This is a genomic window from Microcella sp., assembly GCF_051860105.1.
Classification (GTDB): Bacteria; Actinomycetota; Actinomycetes; order Actinomycetales; family Microbacteriaceae; genus Microcella.
Genome location: NZ_JBHYEO010000002.1, coordinates 182,037 through 198,365, shown reverse-complemented (window position 1 = coordinate 198,365; position 16,329 = coordinate 182,037). Strand labels below are relative to the sequence as shown.

The window sequence follows — 16,329 nt, the reverse complement described above, 5'->3', positions numbered from 1 at the left end:
GGGCTGGGCATGAGCGACCAGATCGAGAACCGCATCATCGAGGCGAAGAGCCGCGGCATCTACGAGGCTCCCGGCATGGCCCTGCTGCACATCGCCTACGAGCGGCTGCTGAACGGCATCCACAATGAAGACACGATCGCCAACTACCACGCCGAGGGTCGTCGTCTGGGCCGCCTCATGTATGAGGGCCGCTGGCTCGACCCGCAGTCGCTCATGCTGCGCGAATCCATTCAGAAGTGGGTGGGCTCGGCCGTCACCGGCACGGTCACGCTGCGGCTGCGCCGCGGCGACGACTACACGATCCTCGACACGAGCGGCCCCGGCCTGTCGTACTCGCCCGAGAAGCTCTCGATGGAGCGCGTCGGCGATGCCGCCTTCGGCCCGACCGACCGCATCGGCCAGCTCACCATGCGCAACCTCGACATCGCCGACTCGCGCGCCCGGCTCGAGCAATATGCCGCGCAGGGCATCATCGGCGGGGCGACGGCCGCACTCGTCGGCCGCATCACGGCGGGGGAGTCGGACGAGGTCGTCGAGCACGCGGTGCCGATGAGCGCCGAGCGCGAGGCCCTCGCCGAGGCGATCGATGCCGCTGGCGAGAGCGCGGCGTTCGACTTCGGCACCGACTGAGCCTAGGTCTCGGCGCAGGATCAGTCGCGACGCAGGATCAGTCGCGACGCAGGATCAGTCGACGGGCAGGCTCACGGTCGCGAGCACGCGTCGCCGGGCGCCCTCGGGGGCGTCCGTGCGCGTCGCGAGCGGCTCGATCGCCGCGCGGATGCCGTGCAGCACCCCCAGCCATTCCTCGTCGGTCGCGTGCACCGCGAGCTGCCGGAAGCTCACGAGGTCGTCGTGCAGGCTGCCGTGCGGGCCCGCGACGTAGTCGTCGAGCATCGCCGCGAGGCTCGCCAGGTAGGCGAGGAAGCCCGCCCGCAGAGCGTCGTCGTCGTTCGCGAGCGAGTCGGGGTCGACCGAGGCGCGCTCCTCGCGCAAGCGCAGCGATCGTTCCGTCGACCCCCGCACGCGCCGCTCGCTGACGACCTCGAGCACGCCGCCGTCGACGAGCGTGCCGACGTGGCGGTAGAGGGTCGCCGGCGCCACATCGGGCATGCGGGCGGCGAGGTCTTTCGTGGTCAGCTCGGCGCGCCCCATCATGGCTTGCACGATGCGGAGGCGCACGGGGTGCAGCAGCAGGTCAGCGCTCGTCATGGGCACACCATACCAATCCCAGTTGCGCGAATGTTCTCAGATATGATATCAATGAGTCATTCCCTCGACTGAAAGGACTCCTCGTGGTGACTATCTCCCTCGAGCACGACACCCTCACCATCCACCTCGGACCCCTCGAGCGGCTGTTCGCCGTGCGCGGCAGCCTGAGCCTTCCCCTGCAGCACATCGCCTCGGCCGAGAGCGTGCCCGACGGCCTCGCCGCCGTGACGGGCCTCCGCGCGCCGGGCCTCGGCGTGCCCGGTTGGGCGAAGTTCGGCACCTGGCGGCGTCGCGACGGCGGCACGATCGCCCTCGTGCGCGGTCGCGGCCCTGCGCTGCGCATCCGATCGACGGCCGGCCCGGCGCGCGACGTTCTCGTCTCGACGCCGCACGCCGCGCAGCTGGCGGCGCAGATCACCGCTGAGCGCACGGGGGTCGGGCAGTGAGCACGCGCACCCTCTCCGCGACCGTCGACCTCGTCGTCGAGTCGCAGATTCCGTCGGATGCTCGGGCCGTCGCCATCCTGATCCCGGGCAGCGGGCCCGTCGATCGCCACGGCGATGCCCGGCGCCTGCCCCTCGGCATCCAGCGTCAGCTGGCCGAAGGGCTGGCGGCGCGCGGCATCGGCAGCGTGCGCTGGGACAAGCGCGGTGTCGGCGAATCCGCCGGCGACTTCCTCTCGACGGGCTTCCACGACCTCGTCGACGACGCGCTCGCGGTCGTCGATGATGCCGCGGCCCTCGAGCTGCCGCTCGTGGTGATCGGGCACAGCGAGGGCTCGGCGATCGCCGCGCGCCTGCTCGCCGAGCGCCCAGCACTCGTGCGCGGGGCCGTGCTGCTCTCGCCCTACGCGCGCAGCGGGCTCGAGGTGCTGCGCTGGCAGGCACGCGCGCTCGGCGACGACCTCCCCGCGGGCATCCGCTTCGTGCTGCGACTCATGCGCACCGATCTCGAACGCCAGACCGAGAAGACGCGCCAGCGCCTGCTCGCGACGACCGGTGACGTCGAGCGCATCGGTGGCGCGCGGATGAACGCGCGGTGGTTCCGCGAGTTCATGGCCTACGACCCCTCTGTCGACCTCGCGGTCGCACCGCAGCCCGTGCTCTCGGTGGCGGCCGCGTTCGACCTGCAGTCGCCACCCGACGATGCCGCGCGCATCGCCGAGTTGCGCGCCGCACCCACCCGCGCGGTGACGCTCAGCGGGCTCAGCCACATCCTCCGCACGCAGCCGTCGCCGACGCTGCGCACCTACCGCGCCGATGTGCGTCGCCCGATCGACGAGCGCATCGTGCCGCTCATCGCGCAGTGGATGAACGCGCTGCTCGACGAGTGACGGCGGCAGGTCACGCCCGTGCGAACGCGCGCACGGGTGAGTCGGCGAGCACGAACCGGGTCGGGGCGACCGCCGCGAGCACCGTGAGCACGAGCGCCGTCGCGAGCACGAGGCCGATGAGCGGAAGCGGAATCGCGGGGATGACGACGCGTGAGCTGAGGGCGATCGCGATCACGCTCTGCGCTCCGACCCAGCCGAGCACCGTACCGAGCACGAGCCCCGAGAGCGCCGCGGCGAGGCTCAGCACGGCCGACTCGATGACGATCGCGAGGGCGGCATCCCGCCGGGACTGACCGAGGATGCGCGTGACCGCGATCTCCCGCGCTCGCAAGCGCGTGTTGAGCGCCACCGTCGTCGCGAGCCCGACCGCCGCGATGAGCACGACGAAGCCGATGAGCCCGCTGATGATGGCGAGCACTCCCAGCAGCACCTCATCGGCCTGCGCCTGGAACTCGGTGTCGCGGTACTCGACCGCGAGCGACAGGTTCGCGCTCGCGGTGGCGACGACGAACATCGAGACCACCGCGACGCCGATGAGAACCCCGAGCGCGGCGCGCGCAGTGCGGGCCGGATGCTCGGCGAGGCTGCGCCGCGCGAGCGTGGCGGGACCCGTGCGCGGCAGCACGGCCGCGAGCACCGCCATCACCCGCGGCAGCAGCCCGTTCGCGCCGGCGAGCACGCCGATCACGAGCACGGTGCCCGCGATGATGCCGAGGAAGGCGGCGAACGGCGTGACGGTTCCGGCGACGGCGGTGAGCGCGAGCAGGGCGAGACCGGTCAGCAGGGTCGCGCCGGCACCGCGGCCGAGACGAACCCGGTCGTCGCCGCCGACCTCTTGCGTGCCCGCGAGCCCCAGGGCCTGCACGGGCTCTGCCGCGAGCACCGAGGCCGAGCCGCGCCAGGCCGCAACGCTCGTGCAGAGCTGCAGGGCGAGCAGCGGAACGACGACGAGCGGGTCGACGAGGTCGGAGGGTTCGGCGCCGGCGAGCATCCCGCCCGTCGGTGAGGCGAGCGCCAGCACCCCGAGGGCGGCGCCGGCCGCGAGTGCCGCACCGAGGGCCGTCGCTCCCAGGGACAGCCGCAGCCCGTCGCGGGCGATGCGGCGACGCTCCTGCGCGGCCGAGGCGCCGAGCAGGCGGCGCAACGCGATCTCGCGGATGCGCGAGGCCGTCACCAGCGCGAAGGCGTTGGTGACGACGACCGTCGCGACGATGAGCGCGACGACGAGGAACGACAGTCCGAGCACGCCGAGAACGACGGTGGCCGTCTCGCCCTGCCCGAAGGGCGTCTGCACGAGTCCTGTGCGCAGCAGGGCCATGACCGCGGTCAGCAGCACGATGTACATCGCGCTGAGGGTGACCGTGGTGATGGCCGCGAGAGTGCCGCCGCGGCCGCTCATCGAGTGGCCCCGGCGTCGATCGCGTCGGCGAGCATGAGGGCCGCGATCTCGCCGGCGCTCGCGCGGCCGAGCTCGGCGACGAGGTGGCCGTCGCGGATCGAGAGCACGCGGTCGGCGGCGCTCGCGGCGCGCGGGTCGTGCGTGACCATGATGATGCCGCATCCGCTCTCGTGGGCGAGCTCGGTGAGCAGGTCCAGCACCTCGCCACCCGTGGCCAGGTCGAGGTTGCCGGTGGGCTCATCGGCGAACACCACTGCGGGTCGGTGCGCGAGGGCTCGGGCGATCGCCACACGCTGCTGCTGACCGCCCGAGAGCTCGTGCGGTCGGCGCGCGAGCAGCTCGGTGAGCCCGAGCCGCTCGATCAGCTGCTGCAGCCAGGGCTCGTCGTGCGGTCGGCGCCGGCGCCCGAGCGTCTCGGGCAGGCGGATGTTCTCCATCGCGGTGAGCCCCGGTAGCAGGTTGAACGACTGGAAGATGAACCCCATACGCTCGTGCCGCAGGGCGGCGAGCTCGGGTTCGTCGAGATCGGTCAGCAGGTAGCCGTCGAGCTCGACGTCGCCCCACGTGGGCGCGTCGAGACCGGCGAGCAGGTACATGAGCGTCGACTTGCCCGAGCCGCTCGGGCCGACGACGGCGGTCAGCTCGCCACGGCGGAACTCGGTCGTGATGCGGTCGACAGCGGCGACGGTGGCGCCGTCGGCGCCGAACAGTCGGGTCAGGTCGGCGCAGCGGGCGACGACTGCGCGATTGTCGGGGAAAGACTGGGGGATCATGCGTGCCTCCGGTGGATGGATGGGATGGGTGGTCATGGCGACAACGGACAGTGCCGGTCTCGCCCGGTGCGGTCTCACGGGGGGCACCGGTCGTCGTCTGCGTGCAGCACGTCGGCAAGAAACCTCAGGGTCTCGTCACGCGCGAACTCGATGCCCGCGGTCCGGCCGCCCTCACCGATGAGGGAGGCCAGCGGCGGGAGGTAGAGTGCGGCGTCCGTGAAGCTCAGGTGCTGTGCGCCGGGCGCGACCCGTCGTGTTCCGCACCGAGCCAGCACCTCGGTTAGCGCCGCGTCGTATCGGGCGTCGCTCTCGATGCTGCCGGTGCCGCCGCCAGCGACGATCGCGAGAATCGGAACGCGGGGCTGACCTCCTCGCGGCAGCCCGTCGATGTTGATGACGGCGTCGAATCGATCGTCTTTCGTCGCGGCGATGATGGCGGCCGCTCCGCCGATCGAGTGGCCGGCGACGACGACCCGACTCGTGGCGGTGAGCTGCTGCAGCTGGTCGAGTGCGGCGATGAGGTCGTCGGCGCGCGATTCGGCGAGTTCGTTGGCGATCTGCTGGTCGAGGGCGTCGTCGCCGGTTGTTCGCAGGGTCGAGCGGATGACCGTGCCGTCGTCGAGCACGACTACGGCAGAGTCGTAGGGGTGGTCGACGGCGGCGACGATGAAGCCGTGGCTCGCGAGCTCTTCCGCCCAGGCCGAGTTCTGAGTGCGCACACCCCCGAGGCCCGGGCTGAAGAGGACGAGCGGATGATCGCCGTCCGACATCGCCGCATCGGCGACCGAGTTCGTCCGCCCGAACCTCACTCCGTCGAGGAGGAACTCGGGGAGTCCGGCCTGGTTCGCCAGCGCGTCGGGCACGGTGGAGTCGGGCAGGTAACGGTCAGCGCTGCCGCCCTCGGGTGCTGGATACCAGAGTTGCGCCACCAGCACTCGTGAGTCGGCGGGGTCGGTCGTGCCGGGCTCCGGCAGTCCTGAGTCCCACTGCAGGATCGACGTTCCGACAGCGAAGTCTCCGGTTGGTAGCGGGAGGTTCGGCGTCGGGAGCGCCCAGACGGCCACGGCCGCCAGTGCGGCGCCTCCAACGGCGGTGATCCCGGTGATCGTCGTCGCGGCCGACACCAGCAGTGACCTCTGGCGCTGCGCCGAATCCGCTCTCGAGCGGATCACGCCGGTGAAGAGACCGAGGGCGCTGGCAAGCGCGAGCGGAATCAGGATCCACCGGGGTTCTGTTGCCGCGACGACGACGAGCCCGACGGTGACGACGGCCCACCCAGCCCCGAGCAGTCGCCTTCGGCGTCGCAGGGGCGTCAGGGCGCCGATCACGAGAACGACGAGCGTGAGCGACAGGGCGATCACGAGCGCGTCGCTCATCGCGAGATGTCGCCGGGGACGATGCGGACGAAGGAAGAAGTCATGCGTTCGACGCTACGAACCGCCTCGTGCCCGCGCATCGGTCGCAGGACGTGATCGGGGCGTCGGTCGTGCCGCGAATCCGGTACCGCAGTACCGGTCGCGCACCCGCTCGGCGGATGACCTCGCCGGCACGAGCGGCCAGGATGGAGGCATGACCCAGCACCCCGCCCTCGTGCGCTCGCGCTCGGGCGTGCTCGTCGCCGACGCGCTCGGCGGGCTCGTGCTGCTGCTCGCGGTCGTCGTGTTCGGCCCCGCGATCGGGTCGGGGGATGCGGATGCCCGGTCGGGCGCCTTCGCCGCGCTCGTCGCCTCGGGCTCGGTGATGGCCGCGGCCGTGGCGATCCGCCGGTTGCACCCGGGCTGGGCCCTCGCCCTCGCGTGGGCGAGCACGCTCCTGCACATGCTCGCCGGTCTGGACGCGGGCCTCACGCAGCTGGGAATCCTGGTCGTGCTCGCGAGCGCGGCGCACTACGGGTCGCCCGTGGTGCTGCGGCTGAGCGGCGTCTCGGTTCTCGTCGGTGCCGTGGTCGCCCTCGCCTACCTTCTGCTGATCGACTCGTGGCTCGTGCGCATCTTCGCCTCGTCGTCGCTGCTTCCGCCCTGGCTGCCGGTGGGAGTGATCGCGGCCCTCGTCTCTCTCGTGCTCGCCGTCCCCTGGCTCGTGGGCCTGCTCGCGCGCACGATGCGGCTGGGGCGCGAGGGGCGCCAGCGCGCAGCGGAGGCAGAAGCGGAGGCGCGCCGGTCGCGCGAGCTCGCCGAGCTGCAGTCCTCCCGCACGCAGCTCACGCGCGACGTGCACGACATCGTGGGGCACTCGCTCGCCGTCATCGTGGCCCAGGCCGAATCGGTGCGCTTTCGCGACGAGACCGATCTCGCGGCGGTGCGCTCGGCCGTAGCGACCATCGCCGACACCGCGCGACGCGCGCTCGGCGACGTGCGACAGGTGCTCGAGTCGACCGATGCCGCCGATCAGACTCCGTCTCCGCAGACGGTCGACCTCGATCGGCTCGTCGACGAGGTCGCGGGGTCGCGCCCCGGCATCACGGTCGCGCGACACGGCTCGGGTGGCGATCCGTCGAGCGAGGCGATCGTGCCGCTCTACCGCGCGACGCAGGAGCTTCTCACCAACGCACTCCGGCACGGTGATCCGCTCGCGCCCCTGAGCATCGAGGTGGAGCGGTCGACGACGGTGTTCGCGGTCGAGATCGAGAACGGCCTGCCGACAGCCGCGCCGAGCAGCCCGACCTCCTCACGAGAGGGAACGGGGATCGCGGGAGCACGGGCGCGCCTCGCCGCTGTCGGCGGAACGCTCGACATCTCCCACGGCGACACGCGATTCCGTGCCCGCGCGAGCGTGCCGACGGGGGAGGGCTCGTCATGAGCGAGCCGATCCGCGTCGTGCTCGTCGACGACCAGCCGCTGTTCCGCGCCGGTGTTGCCGCCGTGGTCGATGCTCAGTCCGACCTGCGGGTGGTCGGGGAGGCGGGGACCGGAGCTGAGGCGATCGAGCTGCTCGACGGCATCGACGCCGATGTCGTGCTGCTCGACATCCGCATGCCCGACGTCGATGGTGCCGAAGCCGCGCGTCGGCTGCTCAGCCCCGAGCGCGCCGCCCGACGGCCCCGACCGCTGCGCATCATCGTGCTCACGACCTTCGGTCTCGACGAGCGGGCGCGCGCCGCGATCGACGTCGGCGCCTCGGGCTTCCTGCTGAAGGATGCGAGTCCCGAGTTCCTCGTCGCCGCGATCCGTGCCGTGCACGCGGGCTCGGCGGTGGCGGCGACGGGTGACCTCGCGGCCCTGGTTCGATCCGGGGCAGCTCCGCGCGAGGCGCTCGCACCGCCAGCCGGCCTCGCGACGCTGAGCGATCGTGAGCGCCTCGTGTTCGACGCGGCGATCGAGGGGCTCAGCAACGCCGAGATCGCCGCGCGCCTATTCCTCAGCGAGTCGACGGTGAAGACGCACGTGAGCAACGTGCTCTCCAAGCTCGGGGTGCGCGACCGCGTGCAGCTCGTCGTTCTGGCCCACCGCCACGGGCTCGGGGGCGGGGGCTAGCGGTTCACTCCTCCTCGGCGCGCTCGAGCTGCTCGCGCCAGCCCGCCTCCTTCTGGATGTACTCGTTGTCGGCGAACTCGGCGAAGTCGCTCTCGTCGGTGACGCGGCGAACCTCGAGCTTCTGCCCGGGGCCCATCGGGCAACGCCGGGCCCAGGCGATCGCCTCGTCGCGGTCGGTGACACGGATGGTCCAGTAGCCGGTGAAGAGCGCTTCGGTCGGGCCGTAGGGGCCGTCGGTCACGGCGAGGTCGGGGGTCGAGAAGTCGACGACGAACCCCTCGCTCGGGTCGCTCAGGCCGTCGCCGCCGACCATGACGCCGGCCTCCATCATCGACTCGTTGAACGAGCCCATGGCGTTGATGATGGCCTCGAAGTCGCCCTCGCGGCTCGCCGCGAGCCCCTCGTCGGTCGCGCGCATGATGAGCATGTAGGTGGGCATCGCTGTCTCCTCGCCTCGGCCGTGTCGTCACCGACCACTATGGCGGCCCGCGCCGCGGAAGGGAACCGCGGCGACCGCGTACCCTGGAGGCATGGCAGGCGAGCGCGGCATCCGCAACAACGGCGCGTCCTCGACCCCGCGATCGACGGTGGATGCCCGCCCGCAGGTGCGCCCGACGACCGAGGGGTGGCAGCAGAAGATGGGCCCCGATGGGCGCCCGGTGCTGCAGTTCGCCGAGCCGAAGCGCGGCAAGCCGCCCGTGCACCTCGCCGATCTCACCCCCGAGCAGCGCACGGCGCGCGTCATCGAGCTCGGCCTTCCCGGGTTCCGCGCGAAGCAGCTCAGCACCCACTACTTCACGCACTACACGACCGACCCCGCGGCGATGACCGACCTGCCGGCCGCCCAGCGCGACGAGCTCGTCGCCGGCCTGCTTCCCCCGCTGCTGACCGAGGTGCGGCGCCTGCGCACCGACAACGGCGACACGATCAAGTTCCTCTGGAAGCTGCACGACGGCGCCCTCGTCGAGAGCGTGCTCATGCGCTACCCGGGCCGCATCACCCTCTGCGTGTCGAGCCAGGCTGGCTGCGGCATGAACTGTCCCTTCTGCGCCACGGGTCAGGCCGGCCTCACCCGCAACATGTCGACCGCCGAGATCATCGACCAGATCGTGCAGGCGAACGCCGCCATCGCGGCGGGCGAACTCGGTGGCAAGAAGCGGGGCGAGACGACTCCCGAGCGCGTGAGCAACATCGTGTTCATGGGAATGGGCGAGCCGCTCGCCAACTACAACCGGGTGATGGATGCCCTGCGCACGATGGTCGAGCCCCAGCCGCACGGCCTCGGCATGAGCGCTCGGCACATCACGGTGTCGACGGTCGGGCTCGTGCCGGCCATCCTGAAGCTCGCCGAGGAGAAGATCCCGGTGACGTTCGCGCTCAGCCTGCACGCGCCCGACGACCAGCTGCGCGACGAGCTGATCCCCGTCAACTCGCGGTGGAAGGTCGATGAGGCGCTCGACGCCGCGCGGGCGTACTTCGACGCGACCGGTCGGCGGGTGTCGATCGAGTACGCGCTCATCAAAGACATGAACGACCACGCCTGGCGGGCCGACCTGCTGGCGCAGAAGCTCAACGAGCGCGGGCGCGGCTGGGTGCACGTCAACCCCATTCCGCTCAATCCGACACCCGGATCGATCTGGACGAGCTCGGAGCCCGCGGTGATGCGCGAGTTCGTGCGCCGGCTCGAGGATTCGGGCATTCCGACGACGCTGCGCGACACCCGCGGCAAAGAGATCGACGGGGCCTGCGGGCAGCTGGCGGCCGCAGAATAGTCGTACCCGATCATCTCTCGGCTCGGCCATACTGAGCACATGCTCCTGGACCAGATCAACGAGTTCTTCACGCAGATCGTCGGCATCAGCGTCGCTGTCGTCATCGCGATCATCATCATCATCGTGCTGCTGCGCGGCATCAAGGTGGCGAAGCCCGACGAGGCGATCATCGTCACCTCGCGCCAGCGCACCCCGAAGGAGCGTCTGCAGAACGCCGAGATGGAGAACGTCGGCCAGCGCGTCGTGTTCGGCTCGCGCGTCTTCGTCAAGCCCATCGTCGAGGCCTACTTCAAGCTCAGCCTGCGTTCGCGCCAGCTCAACGTGCAGGCGACGGCGCAGACGCGCGACGCCATCACGATCAAGGTCAACGCCGTCGCCGTCGTCAAGGTCGGCGGCTCGGAGGCCATGGTGCGCGCGGCCGCCCAGCGCTTCTTGAACCAGCAAGACCAGATCGAGTCGTCGACCGAGGAGGTGCTGAGCGGCTCGGTGCGCTCGATCGTCGGCCAGCTCACCGTGACGGAGATCATCACGAATCGGTCGGCGCTGCAGGAGCAGGTGCTCGAGGCGGTGCGCGAGGCGCTCGACATTCAGGGCCTACAGATCGACACCCTGCAGATCAAAGAGATCGACGACGAGAACGGCTACATCCGCGATCTCGGTCGTGCCGAGGCCGCCCGCGTCAAGCAGGTCGCCGAGATCGCCGAGGCACAGGCGCAGCAGGCCTCGGAGGAGGCCCGCATCGCCGCCGCCCAGAAGATCGCCGAGAGCCAGCGCGCCCTCGACCTGCGCAACGCCGAGATCCAGAAGGAGACCGACAAGGCGCGCGCCGAGGCCGCCGCGGCGGCCCCGCTCGCCGAGGCGATCGCCCAGCAGGAGGTCGTCAGCCAGCAGGAGGTCACCGCGCAGAAGCGCGTCGGCCTGCGCAAGCAAGAGCTCGACGCCGAGGTTCGCGCGGTCGCTGACGCCCAGGCCTATGCGATCGAGAAGGAGGCCAACGCCGCGGCCCTCGCCTCGGTCGCCGGCGCCAACGCCGAGCGCGATTCGCGCAAGGCGGCTGCCGAAGCGATCGAGGCCGAGGGTCTCGCCGAGCGCAACCGCCGCAGGAGCGCGGCCGAGGCCGTCGAGGCGGAGGGTATCGCCGAGCGCGCCCGCCGCATCGCCGCCGCCGAAGCTCTCGCGGCCGAGGGCGAGGCTGAAGCATCGGCCATCCGCTCGAAGGGTACCGCCGAGGCCGACTCGACGCGCGCGCAGGCCGAGGCCCTCGCCGAGCGGGCCGAGGCGCTGCTCAAGCAGCGCATCATCGACCAGCTGCCCGAGATCGTGCGGGCGGCCGCCGAGCCGCTCGGCGCCATCCAGACCATGACCGTCATCTCCTCCGACGGCAGCGGAACCAACCAGCTCGGCGAGAACGTCGCCGGCCAGCTCGCGACCTCGACGAAGATCATCAAAGACCTCGTCGGCATCGACATCGCCGAGCTCATCAACGGCAAGGTCGTCGGCGAGGCGACCGGGGCCGCCGTGGCGAAGGGTTCTGCCAGCGCGGCTTCACCGCGCCGCAAGAACATCGAATCTTGACGCGCTGAACCGACCGTGCGGGCCCGAACGACGCCCGCACGGTCGCTAGCGTTGTCACCATGACCGACGCCGCAGTCGCCCAGCGCGAGGCCTGGAAGGCCCGCGAAACCCTCGCCGAACAGCTGATCCCCCTCATCGGCCGGCTCTACCGCGAGCACGGGGTGATCACCTCCATCCACGGCCGCCGCCTGATCAACCAGTCGCCCATCGGTGTCATCAAGGCGCACCGCTATGCGCATCACGTCACCGGCGCGGTGCTGCCGCTCGAGCAGACGAAGCAGGTGCTGGATGCCCTGCTCACGCTCGACCCCGGCCCCGCCTCCCTCGACATCGCGCGGCTGCTGGGCGACTACGCCGCGCACGGCGGCACGCGGCCGCTCGAGGACTACCTCGGCGAGGTGCTCGCCGCCACGCATCGCCCGGCGGCGACCCCGGGCGGCACCGATGTGGTGCTGTACGGCTTCGGGCGCATCGGGCGACTGCTCGCGCGCATCCTGATCGCCCATGGCGGCCACGGCGCCGGCCTGCACCTGCGCGCGATCGTCGTGCGGCGCGGCGGCGAGAACGACATCGTCAAGCGCGCGAGCCTGCTGCGGCGCGACTCGGTGCACGGGCCCTTCGAGGGCACGATCACGGTCGACGAGGAGGCGAGCACGATCCTCGCCAACGGCACGCTGATCCAGGTGATCTACGCCGACGACCCGGCGGCGATCGACTACACCGCCTACGGCATCGACAACGCGATCGTCGTCGACAACACCGGCCGCTGGCGCGACGAGGAGGGGCTGTCGCAGCACCTGCGCGCGACCGGTGTCGCGCGCGTGCTGCTCACCGCACCCGGCAAGGGTGCTCTGCCGAACATCGTGCACGGCATCAACCACGAGTCGATCACGCCCGAGCAGCGCATCGTCACGGCCGCGTCGTGCACGACCAACGCGATCACGCCCGTGCTGAAGGTGCTCAACGACGAGTACGGCGTCGTGCACGGCCACGTCGAGACCGTGCACTCGTTCACGAACGACCAGAACCTCATCGACAACTTCCACAAGGGCGACCGCCGCGGTCGCTCCGCAGCGCTCAACATGGTCATCACCGAGACCGGGGCGGCGAAAGCCGTCGCCAAGGCGCTGCCGGTGCTCGAGGGCAGGCTCACGGGCAACGCCATCCGCGTGCCGACCCCTGACGTGTCGATGGCGATCCTCAACCTGCGGCTCGCGCGGCCCACGACCCGCGACGAGGTCAACCGCTTTCTGCGCGAGACCTCGTTGCACTCGAGCCTGCGCCAGCAGATCGACTACATCGAGTCGCCCGAGGTGGTGTCGACCGACTTCATCGGCTCGCACCGCGCGGGCATCGTCGACGGGCTCGCCACGATCTGCACGGGTGAGAACCTGATCGTCTACGTCTGGTACGACAACGAGTTCGGCTACAGCTCGCAGGTCGTGCGCGTGCTCGAGACGATGGCGGGCAGCCACCCCACCGTGGTGCCCGAGCGCGCCCAGGCCTAGCGGCGGCTCAGCGGAACGCGGGGACGCCCGTGATGGCGTTGCCGAGGATGAGCGTGTGCACCTCGTCGGTGCCCTCGTAGGTGCGCACAGACTCGAGGTTGTTGGCATGCCGCAACGGCGAGTGCTCGAGCGTGACACCGTTGCCGCCGAGCATCGCCCGTGCCTCGCGGGCGATCGCGATCGCCTCGCGCGCGTTGTTGAGCTTGCCGACCGAGATCTGGTGCGGCTGCAACTGCCCGGCGTCTTTCAGCCGCCCGAGCTGCAGGGCGAGCAGGAAGCCCTTGTCGATCTCGAGCGCCATGTCGACGAGCTTCTGCTGCGTGAGCTGGTACGCCGCGACGGGCTTGCCGAACACCTGCCGTTCCTGCACATAGGCGAGTGCGACGCGGTAGCTGTCGAGCGCGGCACCCATGACGCCCCAGACGATGCCGTAGCGCGCCTGGTTGAGGCACGTGAACGGCCCGCGCAGCCCTTCGGCGCCCGGCAGCTGGGCGCTCGCGGGCACCCGCACATCGTCGAGCGCGATGTCGCACTGGATCGAGGCCCGCATCGAGAGCTTCTGCCCGATGGGTGTGGCCGTGAAGCCGGGCGTCTCGGTCGGCACGAGGAAGCCCCGGATGCCCTGCTCGGTCTGCGCCCAGATCACGGCGATGTCGGCGATCGACGCGAGGCCGATCCAGCGCTTCGACCCCGTGATGACCCAGTCGTCGCCGTCGCGGCGCGCGTGCGTCTGCATCGAGGCCGGGTCGCTGCCGGCGTTCGGCTCGGTGAGGCCGAAGCATCCGATCGCCTCACCGGCGGCCATGCGCGGCAGCCACTGCTGCTTCTGCTCCTCCGAGCCGAAGGTGTGGATGGCGGTCATCGCGAGCGAGCCCTGCACCGAGACGAAGGTGCGCAGTCCCGAGTCGCCGGCTTCGAGCTCGGCCGCGGCGAGGCCGTACTCGACCGCGGAGCGCCCGGCGCAGCCGTAGCCCTGCAGGTGCATGCCGAGCAGCCCGAGCGCGCCCATCGGCTTGATGATCTCGGTCGGGAACACCCCGGCGTCGTACCACGCGGCGATGTGCGGGCGCAGTTCGGCGTCGACGTAGGCGCGCACGCGGTCGCGCGTCGCACGCTCCTCATCGCTGAGCAGGGCGTCGAAGCCGATGAGGTCGAGCGGGGAGTCGGTCATGGCGATCCTTTCGGGAACATGCTCATCGTGCCGCGCGCCCGGCCTTTTGTCCACTTGTACAGTAGGCGCATGATCCGACCGCTCGACGGGATGCTCGTGGCCGACCTGAGCCGCGTGCTCGCCGGCCCCACCGCCGCCGTCATGCTCGCCGACCTGGGTGCCCGTGTCGTCAAGGTCGAGCGCCCTGGCGCGGGCGACGAGACCCGTGCCTGGGGCCCGCCGTGGGCGGGATCGTCGAGCGCCTACTTCGAGGCGGCCAACCGGTCGAAGCAGTCGATCGCCCTCGACTTCAGTGATCACGACGACCTCGCTGTCGCGCGCACCCTCGTCGACCGCGCCGACATCGTGCTCGAGAACTACCGCGCCGGCGCCCTCGAACGCTTCGGCCTCGACGCCGCGAGCGTGCTCGCGCGCAACCCGCGCGCCGTCTACTGCTCGATCACGGGCTTCGGATCGACGGGGGAGGGCGCCGCAATGCCCGGCTACGACTTCCTCGTGCAGGCCGTCGGCGGGCTCATGAGCATCACGGGAGACACAGGGGGCGAGCCCCGCAAGGTGGGTGTGGCGATGGTCGACCTGCTCGCCGCCAACCACGCGGCGATGGGCGTGCTCGCCGCTCTGCTGCACCGCGAGCGCACGGGCCGCGGCCAGCACGTGGAGGTCGCCCTGCTGTCGAGCCTCATCGCCTCGCTCGCCAACCAGGCGGGCTCCTATCTCGCCACGGGGGTGGCCCCGCGAGCCCTCGGCAACCGCCACCCCTCGATCGCGCCCTACGAGACGCTGCGCTGCCGCGACGCGCTGCTCGCCGTCGCGGTGGGCAACGATGCGCAGTTCGCGGCCCTGTGCGCGGTGCTGGGAGACCCCGCGCTGCCGACGGACCCGCGCTTCGCGACCAACCCCGCGCGGGTCGAGCACCGCGATGCGCTGCAGGCCGCGCTCGAGGCGCTGCTGGCGGTCGACGACGCCCCGGTGTGGGCGACGCGGATGCTCGAGGCCGGGGTGCCCGCCGGCACCGTGAACGGCATCGACGAGGCGCTCGCGCTCGCGCGGCGGCTCGGGCTGGAGCCGACGGTGGGGGTGGGGCCGGATCATCCGGAGCAGCTCGCTCACCCGGTGCGCTACTCGGCCTTCACGCCCGCTCCGCCGACGGCGCCGCCCGCGCTCGATGAGCACGGGTCTGCCGTGCGCGCCTGGCTCAGCGCGCCGGAGGCTTAGGCGGGCGGGGTCGGTCGCGGGGCCGCCTCGACCTCGGCGGCCGCGCGCTCGAGCACCGAGCGGGCGAGGCTTGTGGCTCCGACGACCGCCGCGGGCATGACCGCGATCGCGCCACCGGGCACCAGGAAGAACAGCTGGGTCGCGATGCCGAACCCGAGCTCTCGGGCTCGTGAGCCGCGCAGGAGGCGCGCGCGCTCCGCCGCGGTGATGCCGCGTGCCTCGAACGGTCGCGTGGTCAACTCGCGGGCGATGAGGTGCCCGGCGAGCACGGGGCCGAGCACGGCGGACGCCACGGAACCCACGCCCGGGATGAGACCGACGAGCCAGGTGATGAGCGCGTAGCCCATGGCGCGGAGCACGAGCACGAGCCCGTCGCCGAACGAGCGCCAGAATCGCACGGGCGTCGGGGTGAAGCCGCCGAGCTCCTTCTCGGCGGCACGCCAGATGCGCTCGTAGAACGGATCGCCGATGAGGAGGGTCAGGGTCGTGAACGTGTAGACGGTGCCGATGATCGCCCCGGCGACGATGACGAGTGCGAGCAGGGTGCGCAGCACGCTGCGATCGCGCTCGGCCCACCCGTCCGCGAACGGCGTGACGGCCTGGGCGAGCGCCTCGACGTTGAGCCCGAGCGCGATCAGCACGACGGCGATGAGGGTCCCGGCGATCACCGCGGGAAGCATGCCGAGGGCCATGGCGCCGGGGCGGCGGCGCCAGAAGCCGAAACCGCGCGGCACGAGCGCCGCACCGGCGAGCAGCTCGCGCACGATCCGCCGCATCCTCCTCATGTCGGCCACTGTAGACGTCGCGGCGCGACCCTGTACGCGCTGGCGAAGAATGCGCCGCGAATCTCCATGGTGGCGATGCGCGGGCCGGGTGCCTCGCCCTAGGCTGGCAGGAGGTG

At 71.4% G+C, this 16,329-nt stretch carries 15 protein-coding genes and 1 pseudogene; 9 read left to right on the top strand and 7 right to left on the bottom strand.

The features are described from left to right. Nucleotides 1-630, top strand: a pseudogene (locus tag ACTIE9_RS02070) (argininosuccinate synthase); the annotation flags it as partial. Between the two features lie 54 nt (nucleotides 631-684). Here ACTIE9_RS02070 and ACTIE9_RS02065 read toward each other — a convergent pair. After that, nucleotides 685-1,209, bottom strand: a complete 525-nt coding sequence (locus tag ACTIE9_RS02065) for a helix-turn-helix domain-containing protein (protein WP_439563913.1) — start codon at nucleotides 1,207-1,209, stop codon at nucleotides 685-687. A gap of 83 nt (nucleotides 1,210-1,292) precedes the next feature. Between ACTIE9_RS02065 and ACTIE9_RS02060 the strand changes: the two genes are divergently transcribed. After that, nucleotides 1,293-1,655: a hypothetical protein gene (locus tag ACTIE9_RS02060; RefSeq protein WP_439563912.1), complete on the top strand. Its 363-nt coding sequence runs from the start codon at nucleotides 1,293-1,295 to the stop codon at nucleotides 1,653-1,655. After that, on the top strand, nucleotides 1,652-2,542 hold the full coding sequence (locus ACTIE9_RS02055; protein WP_439563911.1) for an alpha/beta hydrolase: 891 nt from the start codon (nucleotides 1,652-1,654) through the stop codon (nucleotides 2,540-2,542). Before ACTIE9_RS02060 ends, ACTIE9_RS02055 begins: the two co-directional genes overlap by 4 nt. A gap of 10 nt (nucleotides 2,543-2,552) precedes the next feature. Here the strand turns inward: ACTIE9_RS02055 and ACTIE9_RS02050 are convergent, their stop codons facing one another. The 3 genes from ACTIE9_RS02050 to ACTIE9_RS02040 all read right to left on the bottom strand — a co-directional run bounded on the left by ACTIE9_RS02050 (nucleotide 2,553) and on the right by ACTIE9_RS02040 (nucleotide 6,090). Next, nucleotides 2,553-3,941: an FtsX-like permease family protein gene (locus ACTIE9_RS02050; protein WP_439563910.1), complete on the bottom strand. Its 1,389-nt coding sequence runs from the start codon at nucleotides 3,939-3,941 to the stop codon at nucleotides 2,553-2,555. After that, nucleotides 3,938-4,714 (bottom strand): ABC transporter ATP-binding protein, encoded by a 777-nt coding sequence (locus ACTIE9_RS02045; RefSeq protein WP_439563909.1) that lies wholly within the window; start codon nucleotides 4,712-4,714, stop codon nucleotides 3,938-3,940. Before ACTIE9_RS02045 ends, ACTIE9_RS02050 begins: the two co-directional genes overlap by 4 nt. A 74-nt stretch (nucleotides 4,715-4,788) precedes the next feature. Continuing rightward, nucleotides 4,789-6,090: an alpha/beta hydrolase family protein gene (locus ACTIE9_RS02040; RefSeq protein WP_439563908.1), complete on the bottom strand. Its 1,302-nt coding sequence runs from the start codon at nucleotides 6,088-6,090 to the stop codon at nucleotides 4,789-4,791. 193 nt (nucleotides 6,091-6,283) lie between these two features. On the opposite strand from ACTIE9_RS02040, the gene ACTIE9_RS02035 reads away from it, so the two are divergent. Continuing rightward, a complete protein-coding gene (locus ACTIE9_RS02035; RefSeq protein ID WP_439563907.1) occupies nucleotides 6,284-7,513 on the top strand; it encodes a sensor histidine kinase in 1,230 nt (409 codons plus the stop codon). Next, on the top strand, nucleotides 7,510-8,187 hold the full coding sequence (locus tag ACTIE9_RS02030) for a response regulator (RefSeq protein ID WP_439563906.1): 678 nt from the start codon (nucleotides 7,510-7,512) through the stop codon (nucleotides 8,185-8,187). Before ACTIE9_RS02035 ends, ACTIE9_RS02030 begins: the two co-directional genes overlap by 4 nt. Nucleotides 8,188-8,191: 4 nt before the next feature. On the opposite strand, the gene ACTIE9_RS02025 is transcribed toward ACTIE9_RS02030, so the two are convergent. Next, entirely contained in the window at nucleotides 8,192-8,626 is a 435-nt protein-coding gene (locus tag ACTIE9_RS02025; RefSeq protein ID WP_439563905.1) for a YciI family protein, read from the bottom strand. 91 nt (nucleotides 8,627-8,717) lie between these two features. Between ACTIE9_RS02025 and rlmN the strand changes: the two genes are divergently transcribed. Genes rlmN through ACTIE9_RS02010 form a run of 3 tightly spaced genes read left to right on the top strand, consistent with a single transcriptional unit; the run spans nucleotide 8,718 to nucleotide 13,042 of the window. After that, a complete protein-coding gene (rlmN, locus tag ACTIE9_RS02020) occupies nucleotides 8,718-9,959 on the top strand; it encodes a 23S rRNA (adenine(2503)-C(2))-methyltransferase RlmN (protein WP_439563904.1) in 1,242 nt (413 codons plus the stop codon). A gap of 39 nt (nucleotides 9,960-9,998) precedes the next feature. Then, nucleotides 9,999-11,534 carry an SPFH domain-containing protein gene (locus ACTIE9_RS02015; protein ID WP_439563903.1) on the top strand — a complete coding sequence of 512 codons (1,536 nt, stop codon included), beginning with the start codon at nucleotides 9,999-10,001 and terminating at the stop codon, nucleotides 11,532-11,534. Between the two features lie 59 nt (nucleotides 11,535-11,593). Next, the gene (locus tag ACTIE9_RS02010) at nucleotides 11,594-13,042 is read left to right on the top strand and encodes a glyceraldehyde-3-phosphate dehydrogenase (protein WP_439563902.1); all 1,449 of its coding nucleotides are present in this window, start codon (nucleotides 11,594-11,596) and stop codon (nucleotides 13,040-13,042) included. A 7-nt stretch (nucleotides 13,043-13,049) separates the two neighbouring features. On the opposite strand, the gene ACTIE9_RS02005 is transcribed toward ACTIE9_RS02010, so the two are convergent. Beyond that, on the bottom strand, nucleotides 13,050-14,213 hold the full coding sequence (locus tag ACTIE9_RS02005; protein ID WP_439563901.1) for an acyl-CoA dehydrogenase family protein: 1,164 nt from the start codon (nucleotides 14,211-14,213) through the stop codon (nucleotides 13,050-13,052). A gap of 69 nt (nucleotides 14,214-14,282) precedes the next feature. Between ACTIE9_RS02005 and ACTIE9_RS02000 the strand changes: the two genes are divergently transcribed. After that, complete coding sequence (locus ACTIE9_RS02000; RefSeq protein WP_439563900.1) at nucleotides 14,283-15,428, top strand: CaiB/BaiF CoA transferase family protein; 1,146 nt, start codon at nucleotides 14,283-14,285, stop codon at nucleotides 15,426-15,428. Here ACTIE9_RS02000 and ACTIE9_RS01995 read toward each other — a convergent pair. After that, complete coding sequence (locus ACTIE9_RS01995; protein WP_439563899.1) at nucleotides 15,425-16,213, bottom strand: EI24 domain-containing protein; 789 nt, start codon at nucleotides 16,211-16,213, stop codon at nucleotides 15,425-15,427. The two genes, ACTIE9_RS02000 and ACTIE9_RS01995, sit on opposite strands and share 4 nt — an antisense overlap. Nucleotides 16,214-16,329: the final 116 nt, after the last annotated feature.

Excerpts from the sequence above, each read along its gene's own strand:
- ACTIE9_RS02065 (WP_439563913.1), bottom strand. The coding sequence starts at position 1,209 with ATGACGAGCGCTGACCTGCTGCTGCACCCCGTGCGCCTCCGCATCGTG.
- ACTIE9_RS02050 (WP_439563910.1), bottom strand. The coding sequence starts at position 3,941 with ATGAGCGGCCGCGGCGGCACTCTCGCGGCCATCACCACGGTCACCCTC.
- ACTIE9_RS02045 (WP_439563909.1), bottom strand. The coding sequence starts at position 4,714 with ATGATCCCCCAGTCTTTCCCCGACAATCGCGCAGTCGTCGCCCGCTGC.
- ACTIE9_RS02040 (WP_439563908.1), bottom strand. The coding sequence starts at position 6,090 with ATGAGCGACGCGCTCGTGATCGCCCTGTCGCTCACGCTCGTCGTTCTC.
- ACTIE9_RS02035 (WP_439563907.1), top strand. The coding sequence starts at position 6,284 with ATGACCCAGCACCCCGCCCTCGTGCGCTCGCGCTCGGGCGTGCTCGTC.
- ACTIE9_RS02030 (WP_439563906.1), top strand. The coding sequence starts at position 7,510 with ATGAGCGAGCCGATCCGCGTCGTGCTCGTCGACGACCAGCCGCTGTTC.
- ACTIE9_RS02025 (WP_439563905.1), bottom strand. The coding sequence starts at position 8,626 with ATGCCCACCTACATGCTCATCATGCGCGCGACCGACGAGGGGCTCGCG.
- rlmN (WP_439563904.1), top strand. The coding sequence starts at position 8,718 with ATGGCAGGCGAGCGCGGCATCCGCAACAACGGCGCGTCCTCGACCCCG.
- ACTIE9_RS02015 (WP_439563903.1), top strand. The coding sequence starts at position 9,999 with ATGCTCCTGGACCAGATCAACGAGTTCTTCACGCAGATCGTCGGCATC.
- ACTIE9_RS02010 (WP_439563902.1), top strand. The coding sequence starts at position 11,594 with ATGACCGACGCCGCAGTCGCCCAGCGCGAGGCCTGGAAGGCCCGCGAA.
- ACTIE9_RS02005 (WP_439563901.1), bottom strand. The coding sequence starts at position 14,213 with ATGACCGACTCCCCGCTCGACCTCATCGGCTTCGACGCCCTGCTCAGC.
- ACTIE9_RS02000 (WP_439563900.1), top strand. The coding sequence starts at position 14,283 with ATGATCCGACCGCTCGACGGGATGCTCGTGGCCGACCTGAGCCGCGTG.
- ACTIE9_RS01995 (WP_439563899.1), bottom strand. The coding sequence starts at position 16,213 with ATGAGGAGGATGCGGCGGATCGTGCGCGAGCTGCTCGCCGGTGCGGCG.